This is a genomic window from Halocatena salina (assembly GCF_023115355.1).
Classification (GTDB): domain Archaea; phylum Halobacteriota; class Halobacteria; order Halobacteriales; family Haloarculaceae; genus Halocatena; species Halocatena salina.
On sequence record NZ_CP096019.1, the window covers coordinates 867,417 to 881,885 of the forward strand.

The window sequence follows — 14,469 nt, forward strand, 5'->3', positions numbered from 1 at the left end:
CGCTGGCTTGTATCCTATATTGGGCGTTCCGATTGTGAACAGGAGATACGATGATCCGCTCTACCGGTGGGCTGTCGTGTTACAAGCAGTGTATGGACCGTTCGTCTTGCTCAGCGGAGCATTCATCATAGAGATCTTCACCGTCCATCTCGCACAGTTGCTTATTCTCGGTGAATTCCGACCGAGCTGGGCACACGTAATCTTCCTATTTTATGCGATCCCTGCCGCATTCGTGGGTGTCTGGAGCGGGCTAGTGTGCTACTGGTTCTGTAACACCGTTCGTTCCGATCGTCAACGGACGACGAGATAGTTCACACATCCGAATCGTGTGATCCGGTACGTCCCGAGGAGAGCACCAGATCCGCGGTGATCGGCCGGTGATCGGATGGAGAGGGACCCTCTCCGGTCGAAACCACGTTTCCAGCGGCAATACCGACCTCGTCCGTGGTGAAAACGTAGTCGAGCCGCCGTTTGAGACCGTCCTTGCCCAGTGCTGGAACGGTGTACTCCACATCACCAGTTCGCCAAAGTACGTCCACGAACGCGTCGTTGAGGCGTTTGTAGGTCTTCTGTCGTTGGTTGGTTCCGATCCCGTATCGGGCGTTGAAATCCCCCGCGACTACTTGGGGTAGCGATTTTCTTCTAGTCGTTTGGATGAGCTGTTCTTGCTGTGCCGCGTTGATCTCTATGTCGAAAGCGTTCGCATGCACAGAATAAAACCAGAACTGAGCGCCGCGGACGTTGATCCTCGCCGCTGCGATTTTATTCTGTAGATACGCGTTGTCTTCACCGGTCACCCGGAACGGATGCGCTTCGGTGCGGAGTATCGGATGCTTGCTCAAGATGAGATCTCCGTACTGTCCGTGGGCTTCCCCGTACTCCTCGAAGTTCTCCGTACCGGTGTAATCGATGTGGACGAAATATGCCGCGTTCATCCCGGTCCATTTCGAGAGTAACGCAGGCTGATTGTCGAAATCGCTACGAGACGTGTCCCGCCATGGAACGTGATACCCCTTGTCGACTTCCTGTAGAGCAACGACATCCGGATCCACAGCCCGAATCACTGCCGCCACTCTCCGGAGGTCGTACACTCCGTCGGTGCCCATCCCGTGGCGAATATTATACGATAGAACCCGGATCGGTTGTCGTGGGCCCATCGAACCGTCTTGCACTCCGATCGACAAAGCTGTCGTTGTCCGAGTGCCCATTACCCCCGTGATGGCTGCCCCGCCCATCGTGAGAAACTGGCGACGATCGATCCGAGTTTCGTTGCTACTCATGATGTCTCAAATATAAATAAAGACAATAAAAATTCAGTAAATTAACTATCGACTATATATACATATAAGTATAGCAACATCGATCGTAGCGTCATTCTAGTGGTGTACGATCGTCCCGTTCTGATATATATTTCTGTGGAGCTGTCTGAAACGTATGGTGAATCACACTCTTTTATCGATCGCCTCGAAAGATATACCAACCGATGAGCACACGTCGAATTGCCGTCGTCGGTGCCGGTGTTGCCGGTGCTGGCGTCGCCTACGCCTTACGGAACGCACCCGTTTCAGTTACGGTGTTTGAACGAACCGATCGGATCGGCGGGCGGGCAGCGACCCATACCGCCCACGGCTACACCTACGATCCCGGAGCGAACTACGTCAAAAACGACGATCCGGCGGTTGTAGATCTCATCACGGAGACGCTGGACGCCGAGGGGGTAATCGATATCACGGACCCGGTGTGGACGTTTACCGAGGATGGAACGATCACATCCGGCGAGGACAGCGATGCGCACAAATGGGGCTACGAACGAGGCATCGCGGAACTTCCTCGACGGCTGTTCGAAGAGAGCGACGCCACTGTCGTTCGGAACACCGCCGTTACCGAGATCGACCGCGACGATGGGGAGTGGTCGCTCGCTGGCCCACGACCGCTCGGGACGTTCGATGTGGTCGTGCTCACACCGCCAGCACCGCAGACAGCGTCGCTCCTTTCGACCATCGAATGGGACAGCGATAGCTACCGAGCACTCCACTCGACCGTCGAAGAGGTCGAGTACCGTCCGATCCACACGGTCGTGTTGGGGTATCCGTTCGAGATCGACGTACCGTACTACGCGCTGGTCAACACCGACCGAAACCACGAGATCGGGTGGCTCTCCAGAGAGGAGTGCAAACCGGGGCACGTCCCGACGGGTGAATGCCTGCTGGTGGTCCAGATGGCTCCCGACTGGTCGGCACGACGGATCGACGATTCCGACGAGACGGTGATCGATCACGAAGTGACTGATCTGACGGCGGAGCTGCTCGATGATGAACGGTTTCGAGCGCCCGACTGGACCGATACCATCGCGTGGTCTCACGCGCTTCCCGACTTGGAGGGCGCTCCTGACATCGATCCGGAACTGCGCCAGCATATCGAGCGCGAGGGACTGTTTCTCGCTGGTGATTGGGTGACCGGCGAGGGACGCATCCACCGGGCGCTGGGCAATGGTCTGATGACGGGACAGCGCATCGGTCGCTAGCGTTGTTTCACGGGGTGAACAGAGCGACATCCCTTTTCGCGTGCTCCGACTGTGCTCGATATGGACCAGAAACGCGAGTTGAGCAGTATCGATCTCGCGGCGCTCGTCACGGAGCTTCGGGCCTACGAGGGTGCGAAGGTCGATAAGGCGTATCTCTACGACGATTCGCTGGTGCGGCTCCGGATGCGCGATTTCGATCGGGGGCGCGTCGAGCTGTTGATCGAGGTCGGGGATCCAAAGCGGCTCCACGCCGCCGACCCCGAGACCGTTCCCGACGCCCCGGGGCGTCCGCCAAACTTCGCTATGATGCTCCGAAACCGAATCTCGGGCGCTGATTTCGCCGGTATCGAACAGTACGAGTACGACCGCATCGTCACCCTTCGGTTCGAGCGACCGGACGGCGTCACGCTCGTGATCGCCGAGTTGTTCGGTGATGGGAACGTGATCGTGTGTAACGCCGACTACGAGATCATCGACTGTCTGGATACGGTTCGACTCTCTTCGCGGACGGTCGTCCCCGGTGCCCAGTATGAGTATCCTCAATCACGGTTCGATCCCTTGACCACGAGCGAGGAGGCGTTCCACCGACAGATGGAGGGTTCGGACACCGACATCGTCCGTACGCTCGCAACCCAGCTCAACTTCGGCGGGCTGTGGGCCGAAGAACTCTGTTCGCGGGCTGATATCGAGAAAACGAAACCGATAGCTGATGCTGATGATTCGGAGTATGCGGCTCTCTTTCGGGTTCTCACGGAGCTCAGAAGCGCGCTTGCAGACGGGGCGTTCGAGCCGCGTGTCTACTACGAAGACGACAGTCCAGTCGACGTCACTCCGATTGCGCTTCGTGAGTACGAGGCGCTCGAAACCGACCGATTCGACAGCTTCAACGAGGCGCTCGATTCGTATTTCCTCGAACTAAACGAGGCCGAGACTGCTACGAGCACCGAATCTGACCGTCCCGACTTTGAGGCCGAGATCGAGAAATTCGAACGAATCATCGAGCAACAACAGGGTGCGATCGAGGACTTCGAGGCGGAAGCAAACGAAGAACGACGGAAAGCTGAGTTGCTGTACGAGCGCTACGGGCTGGTCGACGAAGTGCTGTCGGCGATTCAGAACGCTCGCGCTGACGATATTCCATGGGAAACGATCAGAGAGCGGTTCGAGGAAGGCACAGAACGGGACATTCCCGCTGCTGAGGCCGTACAGTCGGTCGATGGATCCAAAGGGACGGTGACGCTTGATCTCGAAGAGGCGACTGTCACGCTCGATACGACGATCGGCGTCGAAAAAAACGCCGACCAACTGTATCAGGAGGCAAAGCGGATCGAAGAGAAACGGGAGGGTGCACTCGAAGCGATCGAAGAGACACGCGAGCAGCTCGCAGCCGTCAAACAGCGGCGTGAGACGTGGGGTGAAAGCGCCGACGCCGACGAGGAAACAACCGAGGAGACGACGCCCGAACAGTGGCTTTCGGAGCCGTCGATTCCAGTTCGACGCGATGAAAAATGGTACGAACGCTTCCGGTGGTTCCACACGAGCGATGGCTTTCTCGTTATTGGTGGGCGCAACGCGGATCAAAACGAGGAGCTGGTGAAAAAATACATGGAAAGCGGGGATCTGTTCTTTCACACACAGGCTCACGGCGCTCCGGCGACGATCCTGAAAGCGACCGGGCCGAGCGAAGCGGCCAAAGACGTCGAGATCCCCGAGCAAAGCCGCGAGGAAGCCGCCCAGTTCGCAGTGTCGTACTCTTCGATCTGGAAGGACGGCCACTACAGCGGCGACGTGTACATGGCAACGCCCGATCAGGTGACGAAAACCCCAGAGAGCGGCGAGTTCATCGAGAAAGGATCGTTCGTCATTCGGGGCGAACGGACGTATTACCGCGACACTGCCGTCGGCGTCTCGATCGGGATCACTTGTGAACCGCAAACCCGCGTCATCGGCGGTCCATCCGACCCGATCGAAACCCAGACCGTGACGAACATCGAGCTCGAACCCGGACGGTACGCCCAAAACGACATCGCAAAGCTCATCTATCGAGAATTCCGCGATCGATTCGAAGACGAAGCGTTCGTCCGGAAAGTGGCAAGCCCGGATCTGATTCAGGAGTTCTGTCCTGCCGGTGGGAGTCGCATCCACGAGGAATAGCGGCATCTCCGATTCGATGGGATCGTGATGTCGTATCCGACAGTATATACTGCCCGGTGGATTGATCCCTGTATGTTCGAAAAGCGATCGTGGATTCGGTTGCCCCGCAACGTCGTGATCGGTCATGGAGTGATCTCGGAGACGGGGCAGATGCTTTCGGAACTCCACCTCTCGGGAACACCGCTCATCGTAACGAGTTCGACGCCGAAGGTGATCGCCGCTGATCGAGTCACCGAACAGCTAGCGTCCGATCCCCCGGTCGAACTCGTCGAAACGGCGCGGTTTAGCTCGGTCGAACACGTCATCGAACGTGCTCGGACCGAAAACGCTGGATATCTCCTCGGGATCGGCGGTGGTACGGTGATCGATGTCGCCAAGATGGCCGCTGACGAGTTGGGTGTCGGCTTCGTCTCTGTGCCGACCGCAGCGAGCCATGACGGCATCGTCAGCGGACGGGGATCGATCCCGGAAGGAACGACTCGCCACAGCGTCGCAGCCGATCCACCGCTTGGTGTGATCGCCGACACGGCCATCATCGCCGAGGCCCCATGGAAGTATACGACCGCTGGCTGTGCGGACATCATCAGCAACTACACCGCCGTTCGGGACTGGCAGCTCGCCTCGCGGTTGAAAAACGCCCAATACTCCGAGTACGCTGGTGCGCTCTCGCGGATGACCGCAGAGATGCTCGTCGGAAACGCGGATTCGATCAACCAGGGATTAGAAGATTCGGCGTGGATCGTGATGAAGGCGCTCGTCTCGTCGGGCGTTGCCATGAGCATCGCGGACTCCTCGCGTCCAGCCAGCGGGGCCGAACACCTCATCTCCCACCAACTCGATCGGATCGCGGGGGACACCGCTTTGCACGGCCACCAGGTCGGCGTCGCAAGCATCACGACGGAGTATCTTCACAGCGGTCAGGACGGGAACTGGCAGAACGTCCATAACGCGCTTTCGAACATCGGCGCGCCGACGACAGTCGCGGAACTCGGCCACAGTGCCGATGACTTCATCGAAGCGATGACCACCGCTCACGAGATCCGCGATCGCTACACGATCCTCGGAAACGGCGTCAGCGAAGCTGCTGCACGCGAGGCCGCACAAGTCACCGGCGTGATCTGATCGAGCTACTCCAACAAGGGATGGGTGGCGGCCGCTTGCGTGTTCGACGCGTGCCAGCTCGCACATTCTGCTGGCTCACCGGTCTCATACACGGCCTCGAACGACACGGATAACCGATAGACAGGGTCCCGGTCCGGTGTGGTGGCGTCGTGGACGGCGACGATGTTGGCGCTGACGAGATCAACCACATGACAAGAGACACCTGTCCGCTCCCGAACGAGGTGACGCGCGGCCGTTTCGATCGCGGCGTCGTCTACATCAATCAGGCCGTGGGGTGTCCGCTCGGCACCGTCGGTCTCACACACTAACACCCCGTCTTCGTGACGAACCTTCACGTCCACCTCGACGGTTCCATGTTCGCTGCGCTGTGCAACGCGTTCATACGTCTCCCGGTCAACACTCACCGAAGACTGATGGATGGAAAACGAATCGTACGCATCCTGAAGCGTGTTTAACACTTCTGTCACCTGCTTTTGTGTCCGACCGGTCACCATGACCGTCGGTAGAACACTGCTATGACATAAGTCTTGTAGATATAGTTGTATACACACCTACAAATGTTGTTTTATATATTTAGTTAGTTTGTTCTCATATCAATCGAAGTGGGTATGGATATCAGTTGGTTGCGCTTAGCCAGTTGCGAAGCATCAGGAGCGAAGCGACCCCACCGAGACCGAGCGCGAATACACAGCCCGCGTAGATAGCGCCCGTCGATATCGTACCGTACAGCGGATTGGTCGATAAGGGAGCAAACGGCTGGATGTCGAGATACAGAACCGAATCGAGCGTGACATGAATCCACGTTCCTGTCACGCTTGCTAGTAGGACAGCACCAACGGAATCGGGTCGGGAACGGATTCGATCCATCACGGACGGCACCAACCGAGCACAGATGAGCACGCCACCAGCGAGCACACCAGCGAGTAGAGTCGCTCCGAGGTACGTGTGTAATGGCCCGTGCAATCGTCCAGAGAGAATTCCGAAGAACACGAACGTTGTTCGAACATCGACGATCACGTTCGCAACAAGAAACGTTACGAAGTCGAGTCGCCGTCTGAGCGGCACACCGAACAACAACGCGGGACCGAAATGGAAGGGCGTAAACGGCATACGCTGTAGCTCTTCGTGAAAGCAGAAATTCGTATCGATATCGACACCATCCCGTTCAGTCGGCGGGCGAGACAGGGTCCTCGCCGATAGCGGGGCGTGTCACGTCTCGATCAGCCGCTTCGTCCGGGATGTCGTAGGGATATTCGCCGGTCACACACCCCAAACAGAGATCCTCTCGTGAAGTGTCCAGTGCGCGCGCGACGGCGTCGATCGAGAGATATGCGAGGCTATCCGCACCGATCTCCTCGCGGATCTCCTCGACGCTGCGGTCGGCGGCGATGAGTTCCGACCGGCTCGCCATATCGATCCCCATATAGCAGGGCGCGACGATCGGCGGCGCACCGATACGCATGTGGACGGCTTCGGCTCCGGCCTCTCGGAGCACCTCGACCAGTTGGGTAGACGTGGTCCCCCGAACGATGCTGTCGTCGATGAGTGTGACGGTTTTTCCCTCGACGGTGCTTTTGATGGGGTTGAGTTTCAGCCGTACTGCACGTTCGCGAGCGTCCTGTGTGGGCATGATGAATGTTCTGCCGACGTACCGGTTTTTCATCAGTCCTTCTGCGAACTCGACCCCGTCGGCAACCTCGGCGTATCCCCCTGCAAACGCCCGTCCCGAGTCCGGAACGGGCATCACGACATCCGACTCGACGCCCGACTCCTCCCACAGTTGGCGGCCCAATTCGCGTCGGACTTCATACACCAAGTTGTCGTCGATCACCGAATCCGGTCTGGCAAAATACACGTGCTCGAAAAAGCAGTGGGCACTGTGGGTATGCTCCTCAAGCTGGTAGGATGTGTATCCCGTTCCATCGGGATCGAGTCGGATCAACTCGCCGGGACGAACGTCCCTGATCAGTTCGCCGTCGAGCGTATCGATAGCAGCACTCTCACTGGTCAACACGTAGCCGTCGTCGATCTTCCCTAAACAGAGCGGACGATTGCCGTCCGGATCACGGACACCGACCACAGCATCGTCGTGGATGATCGTCAGGGCGTACGAACCGTGAATCCGGCCCATCGTCCGCCTAACCGCCTGGATGAGCCCCCCATCGAGGAGGTTCCGGGCCAGATCGTGGGCGATCACTTCCGTGTCGCCGTCGGAGGTAAACGCGTGACCCTGTGCGGCTAGCTCATCGCGGACCGCATCGGCGTTGATGAGGTTGCCGTTGTGGGACAGCCCCAGTGATCCGCTTTTGAACGACACCGAAAACGGCTGGGCACAACAGGCGTCTACGCTGCCCGATGTCGGGTATCGAACGTGGCCGATCCCGACGGTTCCATGTAACTCTTCGAGTGCTTGCTCGGTGAACGCATCACCGACGAGACCCATCTCGACGTGATCGTACTGTTGGAACCCATCGTGGGTGACGATGCCAGCGGATTCCTGCCCCCGGTGCTGTAAGGCGTACAACGCGTAATAAAGTGGGTGGGCGGCGCTCCGGTCAGTGAGTGACATCCCGACAACGCCGCATTTCTCATGCATTGTCGTAAACTGTGTTTTCGCCCGTAGCTAGTTCACGTTCGGATGTGATCGTGACAGCAGGTCAGTCCTCAGCCTTGGATTGCCACGCGTAGTCGCGTCGCTTGGCTGATTCTCCGAATCCGCATGCCGCACACACCTTCTTTTTCACGTGGTAGGACTTCTCCCCACACCGACGACACCGAACGTGTGTCGTTTTGTTCTTCTTTCCTTGGCTAGGGGTTCCCGCTCCAGTCATGTGTTGATGGAAACGACGTTATCGCCGCGTATAACGGTTGTGTCTTCATCTGATTCGACGACGAGATTCATGTGCTGGTCGTAGCCGGTCAGTTCGCCAGTGTACGTCTCTCCATCTTTCAGTGAAATCGTCACAGCGGTACCAAGTGATTCTTCCAACACATCCAGCGGTCGTCCAGCCATATTCCTTTCGCCACGTTCCTCTGTCTTAAGCCCACCGAGTGCGATCGATATTAGTGTGAGTAGCTACCACAGATTCTAGTACTATATCCAACTCGTTTTACCTAGTGGTAAGTGTTCGCACGTTGTCCGTTTGCGCACCCACCGCACCGAGCAGCGCCGCGATCGCGTCGAGATCGTCGGTATCGATGAGTTCGACCGGCGTGTGCATGTATCGATTCGGGAGACCGACGTTGAGAGAAGGCACGCCACCGCGGGCGGTGTAGAAGGCGTCAGCGTCGGTTCCAGTGGCACTACCGGCAGCTTGGAGTTGGACGTCGATCCCTTCGGTCTCGGCGATATCCCGTACGTGTTCGACGAGACGCGGATGGTTGGCGCTGCCCCTGGCGATCACCGGACCCGCTCCGATATCGACATCGTCTCTCGTTTCGCTGGGAACAGACGGGGAGTCGGTCGCGTGGGTCACGTCCACGACGACGAACGCATCGGGCGTCAGGTCGAAGCCGACCATCCGAGCGCCTTTGAAGCCGATCTCCTCTTGGACGGTGGCGATCGCGTACACTGTCGCATCGGCGTCGCGTTCGGCAGCCCGCCGCAGTCCTTCCGCCGCGGCCCACACACCGATCCGGTTGTCCATTCCACGAGCCGACAGTCGCGTCCCGTGCAATGACGCGATTTCTCCGGACACCGTGATCGGATCGCCGACCTCAACGAGTTCCGCCGCCTCCGCTCGGGAGTCGACACCGATGTCGACGTGTTGCTCCTCAATGTCGTCGACGCTGTCGTCGTCGTTGCGCAGATGGATGGCCGTCTGTCCGATAACGCCGGGAACTCGTTTCTCGCCGTGGACCGTGACGTGCTGGCCCCGTGTGACCGTTTTGTCGGTTCCACCGACGCTCGTCAGCTTCAGGAACCCCTCGTTGGTGATGGCCCGCACCATCAGCCCGATTTCGTCGGCGTGGCCGGCAAACGCGATCTCCGTGTCGTTTTCCCCGTGGTGGACCGCTACCGCGTTGCCGTAGGCGTCCATCCGTACCTCATCCGCGAACGTCTCGACATACTCCATCCACACCTGCTGTCCGGCGTGCTCAAACCCCGATGGCGAAGCAGTCGTCAGCAGTTCGTCGAGAAAATCCCGCTGACTGTCGTTCATAGACGACGTTAGCTATTAGGACACATGAACACCACGATCGGAAGAATACGTCGTGACGAAAACGAGATCCCTGCTGGCGAATCAGTGCTGGGTAGGTCGATCTCGCGTGGTGCAAATCCCTATGGGTTTGCCAGTCCTACTCGTAATATGGATATCACCGTCTTCAAACTGAAGATCGACGATCCGACGTTTAACGCGCCGTTCAGCGGCGATAAGAGATCCGTCGAAGGTGAGTCAGACGACTCGTCAGGTTCGGGTGTGAAACGCATCGTCGGACTCGGAACCCTCCTCTTGGCGACGATTATCGGGGGTGTCATCGCGCTCAAGCGTCGAATCGGTGGTGACGAACCCGAACAGGACGTTGATCGCTCCCCATCACCGGATGCGAAAGAAGATGAATCCCGGAAGGCCCTTCCAGCGCTCGTGGGCCTTTTCTTTCTCATCGTTTTATCCATAGCTATGAAAAAGAGAAGGGATTCGAAAGAACCCGACCAAACCCCGTGATCAGTTCCGTACCCCACCCTTCATCTATATGATATATTTGTTTCTGTTTTCGTGATAACCCACACTAAGCAGCAGGAATATAACAATCGTCAATACGTAATATTCTGAAACGTACACACTCACGGTCAGTTTAGATAGAGTGTACGATCACCGTGGCTACTGCTGACCAGAGGATGCGGCCATGGGCGGCGATCGATGGGAGTCGTCATTCCACGAGTGACGCAGTGCCGGGCGTCGTGTCCGCATAGGCGGAAGGACTTTGCGTCCTGCGTGCCTTTGAATTCTATGAACTTTTATCGCGCCGTACGAGCTGTTGCGGACGCGTCCGGCACCGAACCGATCGATTGGTCGGCGGTGACCGAGTCCGCAAAAGCGGGCACGAAGCCGGGGAATCTCGATCTCACAGCAGAAGAGATCGAGGGGTACCAGAGCGACGTTCGCATCGCACGTGATCGGATCCGTTCGATCGGGGGCGTGACGTTCGATCTCCCTTCGACAGTGGAGATTCAACATCGCCACCACTGGATCGACACGAATGCGACGACGTTCGAGCGGGTTCTCGACGGGGTCGATTCGGAACTCAACCATCTACCAGGCGTCGTTCGGGCGATCAACACCGGATCGATGGCAGTCTCGATGGGGTTTCTTGCTAACAACGTTCTCGGACAGTACGATCCGTTGTTGCTCTCATCAGGCGATGAACACGCGTTGTATTTCGTACATCCGAACATCGAACGCATCGCTCGGGAGCTGTCGGTCGACCGTGATCGGTTCAGGCGCTGGATCGCGTTCCACGAGGTGGCTCATGCAGCCGAATTCGGTGGCGCACCATGGCTCACCGACCACCTCGAAGGGTTGATCGAAGAGGTCATCGAAACGCTCTCTTCGGGCCAGTTCAGCCGACTCGATCTCGATCGAATCGACACAACCATGACCGCGGTCGAAGGTTACGCCGAACTACTGATGGATCGGGCCTTCGACGCCGAGTACGACGATCTCCGTCGTAAACTCGATGCCCGTCGTCACGGCGGCGGACTGGTGACTCAGCTCATGCGTCGTCTGCTCGGACTTGGCCGCAAGCGCCGCCAGTACGAGCGCGGAAAGGAGTTCTTCGAAACGGTCGCCGACAAACGAGACCTCGACACCGCTGCTCTGGTGTGGGAGCAAGCGGACAACCTCCCGACTGAGACCGAACTCGACGATCCCACGCTGTGGCTCGAACGGATGCCCACGTGAGTGCGATTCGAGGCCCGCTGTACTCAGTCGTTTCGCCGCCAGTTTCGAACGTACGTGACCGCCCGGTATCCGATCCAATCGGTTGCGAACAGTCTCGGCCCACGGTGCAACCGTTCGCCGTACCGGATCGCCAAGGCAACGCTGATGACCGCAAGGACCGTCCCGACGACGACGTCTGTCAACCAGTGGATCCCCAGATACATCGTCGCGATCGCAACCGAGACGGCAAGCAGACACGCGATGGGGACCCACCGAGAGTACACGTCCCGGTACCGGTACGACAGGAGTGCGACGGTAACCGACAGCGAGGTGTGAAGAGACGGGAAAACGTTCGTATTCGTGTTCACCTCGCTCGTCAGCAGTTGTGAGTGGGGCCAATTCGTATACAACAACGGTTCGACCAGCTCCGGGATGAGGTTTCGCGGCCCGTACGCGACGAACACGATGTAACAGACTAGACCGACGCTGTAGTTGAGGATGTACGCGGTAACGGTTTCATAGAGCGGCCGCAGGTCGTCGTGGAGGAGGTAGGCGAACAACGGAAACACCAGCAAGAACGTGTATCCAAAGACGTAGATGGCGCTGAAATACGTCGTCAACGCCGGCGTTGCCATCGATTGCAGGTCGGCAACGAACTGTCCTTCGAACGTGTGGATGTGGCCAGTAATGTTGATACCGATGATCCACGAGAGGTTGTTACCGGTGTCACGAGCGATACTGTTGATACCCAAGACGATCCCGAGCGCCACGTAAACGGGAGCTGCCTCCCTGAGTTTCGGTTTGAGATTCGAGAGGGACTTCCATAGACGACTCGGACCCACGACGAAAATCAAGGCTACCGGGAGGAGCAGGGAAACGACGACCACTACCTCCGAAAAGATCTCCATCAAGTTCATCGATCATTTCCCCACGAGCTTTCCATCGTCGAACTGGTATCCAGCCGTTTGGAACGCCTTTCGTGCCTGCGCTACGTCTAGTTCCCCGTCCGTTCCAAGAAACGGCGTCACGGGATCGGTTTCATCCCACTGAAGACTCTCGGGAAGCCAATCCGTTCCGGTGAGCGGACTCACAGCCGGCTGTGCGTATCCGTTGAATATGTCCTCGACGAGATATCTCTTGTCTATGAGCTGGGCGATCGTGTTTCGAATCCGAGCGTTTGCGAGCGGCGACTGGCGCGCGTTGTATCCCACCATATACAGCGACGTCGAGCGATTGACGACCAGATCGAGTACGCTTTTGCGGCCGATACGCGGGACTTTATCGGCACCAACGGCTGTTCCCGTCACGTCAGTTTCGCCGCTGGCGACCATTTCCACAGCGGCGACATCAGAGCCCACGGCGCGGACGGTGAGTCGATCGAACGCGGGACCGCTAGCCAGTTCGTTCGGTAGTTTGGATTCGTCCGTTCGAGCGAGGAAATGGTTATCGAACGTATCGAACGTCACGCTTCTCTGAGGATCGTTTTGCGCGAACACGAGGGGTCCGCTTCCGATCGGCGGGATGTTCTTCGTTACGAGGGCGTCGGTCGCAGTGCCGACCTCGATGCCGCCGATCGAGGAGGGGTTCGTTCGTTGGTTCCAGATGTGCTTTGGGAGTATCGGCACAGTGAACGCTCGTTTGGCCGCCTGGGGATGGCACTCTCCGAACCGGAACTCAGCCGTCTGTGGATCGACGACTCGAACGGTGGACACGAGATCACTCTGCCCATGGAACCGAGGGACAGGAACGGCCGTGGTATCATCGGTACTGTCGTCTTCGATCCCGGATCCCAGTGTCGTATCGGACAGAAACGCGTAGGTAAACGCGACATCTTCAGCCGTGAGCGGCGTGCCATCGTGCCAGGTCAGCCCCGAAGGGATTCGAACCGTTGCAAACAGTTCCGAGTTCCCCTTGGAGAACTCCCACGAGTCTGCGAGCCACGGATCGACCGTTTTCAGACCGGAAGCGTATCCCAACGAATCGTAGAGTAGTCCGGTCAAATCATCCGTGCGTCGGAACTCGACGCTCAGCGGATTCAGGTTGGTTGTCAGACGCGTATCGTTCATCACCACGCCAAGCTCTTCGGGGGGACTCGGAGCGTCCTCGTCTCGTTCGTCCTCAGCGACCCGATCCAATGCCAGGTAGCCAAGCGATGAGCGGAGGTCCTTACTCCGCCAGTTGGTGTACCGGTCGCTCCGCACAGCCCGGATGTCGTCAGCGAGCGCGAGAGGGGTGAACGGTTGGCTATTGGCGACCGTCTGTTGTAACTGTGAAACCGCCTCCTGACGGCGCTTGCCGCTGTCCGTGCGTTGGGTCTGTAGCAGTCCATCCACGTTCAGGTTCGCGTATCCGAACGGATTCTGCCAGCCGGAAGCGGTCGTGAACCCCGAATGCAACAACGAGTAGAGTCCATCAGGCTGTCGGACCCACTGTGGTGCGCGAGTGACGAAAAGATCGAACTCGTGTTTCAACAGCACCTGTCGGAGCAGTTCCTCGTCAGACATCGGTGTCACGTTAGTGTCGATCCCTCCGGTTCGGAGCCACTCGGCGACCTGGTTGGCAAGACGGAGTGCGTAGGGATCTGCATCGGCCGAAACGGTTTTGATTTCGAGCGTTATTTGATCCGACGGTTCCCAGCCGGTAATCGTTCGCAGGCGACGAATACAGCCGCTAGTAAGGGCAGTCGCGCTGACGGCAAGCAAGGTCAAAACGTTCCGTCGACGCATAGAGGTGGTAATTTGCGGCCGTGTCATATCGTTCTCCGCCCATTGTCATGCCGATCCAATA

The 14,469-nt window shown here is 58.1% G+C and carries 15 protein-coding genes; 6 read left to right on the plus strand and 9 right to left on the minus strand.

The genetic code is table 11. The features are described from left to right. Positions 1 to 34 precede the first annotated feature (34 nt). A complete protein-coding gene (locus MW046_RS04350; RefSeq protein WP_247994345.1) occupies positions 35 to 310 on the plus strand; it encodes a hypothetical protein in 276 nt (91 codons plus the stop codon). A gap of 1 nt (position 311) precedes the next feature. Here MW046_RS04350 and MW046_RS04355 read toward each other — a convergent pair whose 3' ends face one another. Further along, complete coding sequence (locus MW046_RS04355) at positions 312 to 1,280, minus strand: endonuclease/exonuclease/phosphatase family protein (protein ID WP_247994346.1); 969 nt, start codon at positions 1,278 to 1,280, stop codon at positions 312 to 314. A gap of 203 nt (positions 1,281 to 1,483) precedes the next feature. Between MW046_RS04355 and MW046_RS04360 the strand changes: the two genes are divergently transcribed. The 3 genes from MW046_RS04360 to MW046_RS04370 all read left to right on the plus strand — a co-directional run bounded on the left by MW046_RS04360 (position 1,484) and on the right by MW046_RS04370 (position 5,800). Next, complete coding sequence (locus MW046_RS04360) at positions 1,484 to 2,524, plus strand: NAD(P)/FAD-dependent oxidoreductase (protein WP_247994347.1); 1,041 nt, start codon at positions 1,484 to 1,486, stop codon at positions 2,522 to 2,524. A 60-nt stretch (positions 2,525 to 2,584) separates the two neighbouring features. Next, positions 2,585 to 4,678: a ribosome rescue protein RqcH gene (gene rqcH / locus MW046_RS04365; RefSeq protein ID WP_247994348.1), complete on the plus strand. Its 2,094-nt coding sequence runs from the start codon at positions 2,585 to 2,587 to the stop codon at positions 4,676 to 4,678. Between the two features lie 72 nt (positions 4,679 to 4,750). Then, positions 4,751 to 5,800: an NAD(P)-dependent glycerol-1-phosphate dehydrogenase gene (locus MW046_RS04370; protein WP_247994349.1), complete on the plus strand. Its 1,050-nt coding sequence runs from the start codon at positions 4,751 to 4,753 to the stop codon at positions 5,798 to 5,800. 5 nt (positions 5,801 to 5,805) lie between these two features. On the opposite strand, the gene MW046_RS04375 is transcribed toward MW046_RS04370, so the two are convergent. The 6 genes from MW046_RS04375 to MW046_RS04400 all read right to left on the minus strand — a co-directional run bounded on the left by MW046_RS04375 (position 5,806) and on the right by MW046_RS04400 (position 9,963). Next, the gene (locus MW046_RS04375; RefSeq protein ID WP_247994350.1) at positions 5,806 to 6,294 is read right to left on the minus strand and encodes a hypothetical protein; all 489 of its coding nucleotides are present in this window, start codon (positions 6,292 to 6,294) and stop codon (positions 5,806 to 5,808) included. A 121-nt stretch (positions 6,295 to 6,415) separates the two neighbouring features. After that, complete coding sequence (locus MW046_RS04380) at positions 6,416 to 6,910, minus strand: hypothetical protein (RefSeq protein ID WP_247994351.1); 495 nt, start codon at positions 6,908 to 6,910, stop codon at positions 6,416 to 6,418. Positions 6,911 to 6,965: 55 nt separating this feature from the next. Continuing rightward, the gene (purF, locus tag MW046_RS04385; protein ID WP_247994352.1) at positions 6,966 to 8,396 is read right to left on the minus strand and encodes an amidophosphoribosyltransferase; all 1,431 of its coding nucleotides are present in this window, start codon (positions 8,394 to 8,396) and stop codon (positions 6,966 to 6,968) included. A 61-nt stretch (positions 8,397 to 8,457) separates the two neighbouring features. After that, positions 8,458 to 8,631, minus strand: coding sequence for a 50S ribosomal protein L37e (locus MW046_RS04390; protein ID WP_124953828.1), 174 nt, complete (start codon positions 8,629 to 8,631; stop codon positions 8,458 to 8,460). Continuing rightward, on the minus strand, positions 8,628 to 8,813 hold the full coding sequence (locus MW046_RS04395) for an LSM domain-containing protein (RefSeq protein WP_247994353.1): 186 nt from the start codon (positions 8,811 to 8,813) through the stop codon (positions 8,628 to 8,630). Before MW046_RS04395 ends, MW046_RS04390 begins: the two co-directional genes overlap by 4 nt. Positions 8,814 to 8,910: 97 nt before the next feature. Then, positions 8,911 to 9,963, minus strand: a complete 1,053-nt coding sequence (locus MW046_RS04400; RefSeq protein WP_247994354.1) for a M20/M25/M40 family metallo-hydrolase — start codon at positions 9,961 to 9,963, stop codon at positions 8,911 to 8,913. Between the two features lie 147 nt (positions 9,964 to 10,110). On the opposite strand from MW046_RS04400, the gene MW046_RS04405 reads away from it, so the two are divergent. Both MW046_RS04405 and MW046_RS04410 read left to right on the plus strand, forming a co-directional pair. Further along, the gene (locus MW046_RS04405) at positions 10,111 to 10,467 is read left to right on the plus strand and encodes a hypothetical protein (protein WP_247994355.1); all 357 of its coding nucleotides are present in this window, start codon (positions 10,111 to 10,113) and stop codon (positions 10,465 to 10,467) included. 285 nt (positions 10,468 to 10,752) lie between these two features. Beyond that, positions 10,753 to 11,703, plus strand: coding sequence for a zinc-dependent metalloprotease (locus tag MW046_RS04410; protein ID WP_247994356.1), 951 nt, complete (start codon positions 10,753 to 10,755; stop codon positions 11,701 to 11,703). Positions 11,704 to 11,726: 23 nt separating this feature from the next. On the opposite strand, the gene MW046_RS04415 is transcribed toward MW046_RS04410, so the two are convergent. After that, entirely contained in the window at positions 11,727 to 12,599 is an 873-nt protein-coding gene (locus MW046_RS04415) for a phosphatase PAP2 family protein (protein ID WP_247994357.1), read from the minus strand. 3 nt (positions 12,600 to 12,602) lie between these two features. After that, positions 12,603 to 14,408 (minus strand): ABC transporter substrate-binding protein, encoded by a 1,806-nt coding sequence (locus MW046_RS04420; protein WP_247994358.1) that lies wholly within the window; start codon positions 14,406 to 14,408, stop codon positions 12,603 to 12,605. Between the last annotated feature and the right edge of the window lie 61 nt (positions 14,409 to 14,469).

Coding starts and splice junctions, on each gene's coding strand:
- purF (WP_247994352.1), bottom strand. CDS start 8,396: ATGCATGAGAAATGCGGCGTTGTCGGGATGTCACTCACTGACCGGAGC.
- MW046_RS04420 (WP_247994358.1), bottom strand. CDS start 14,408: ATGCGTCGACGGAACGTTTTGACCTTGCTTGCCGTCAGCGCGACTGCC.
- MW046_RS04405 (WP_247994355.1), top strand. CDS start 10,111: ATGGATATCACCGTCTTCAAACTGAAGATCGACGATCCGACGTTTAAC.
- MW046_RS04370 (WP_247994349.1), top strand. CDS start 4,751: ATGTTCGAAAAGCGATCGTGGATTCGGTTGCCCCGCAACGTCGTGATC.
- MW046_RS04380 (WP_247994351.1), bottom strand. CDS start 6,910: ATGCCGTTTACGCCCTTCCATTTCGGTCCCGCGTTGTTGTTCGGTGTG.
- MW046_RS04415 (WP_247994357.1), bottom strand. CDS start 12,599: ATGAACTTGATGGAGATCTTTTCGGAGGTAGTGGTCGTCGTTTCCCTG.
- MW046_RS04390 (WP_124953828.1), bottom strand. CDS start 8,631: ATGACTGGAGCGGGAACCCCTAGCCAAGGAAAGAAGAACAAAACGACA.
- MW046_RS04410 (WP_247994356.1), top strand. CDS start 10,753: ATGAACTTTTATCGCGCCGTACGAGCTGTTGCGGACGCGTCCGGCACC.
- rqcH (WP_247994348.1), top strand. CDS start 2,585: ATGGACCAGAAACGCGAGTTGAGCAGTATCGATCTCGCGGCGCTCGTC.
- MW046_RS04355 (WP_247994346.1), bottom strand. CDS start 1,280: ATGAGTAGCAACGAAACTCGGATCGATCGTCGCCAGTTTCTCACGATG.
- MW046_RS04395 (WP_247994353.1), bottom strand. CDS start 8,813: ATGGCTGGACGACCGCTGGATGTGTTGGAAGAATCACTTGGTACCGCT.
- MW046_RS04400 (WP_247994354.1), bottom strand. CDS start 9,963: ATGAACGACAGTCAGCGGGATTTTCTCGACGAACTGCTGACGACTGCT.
- MW046_RS04360 (WP_247994347.1), top strand. CDS start 1,484: ATGAGCACACGTCGAATTGCCGTCGTCGGTGCCGGTGTTGCCGGTGCT.
- MW046_RS04375 (WP_247994350.1), bottom strand. CDS start 6,294: ATGGTGACCGGTCGGACACAAAAGCAGGTGACAGAAGTGTTAAACACG.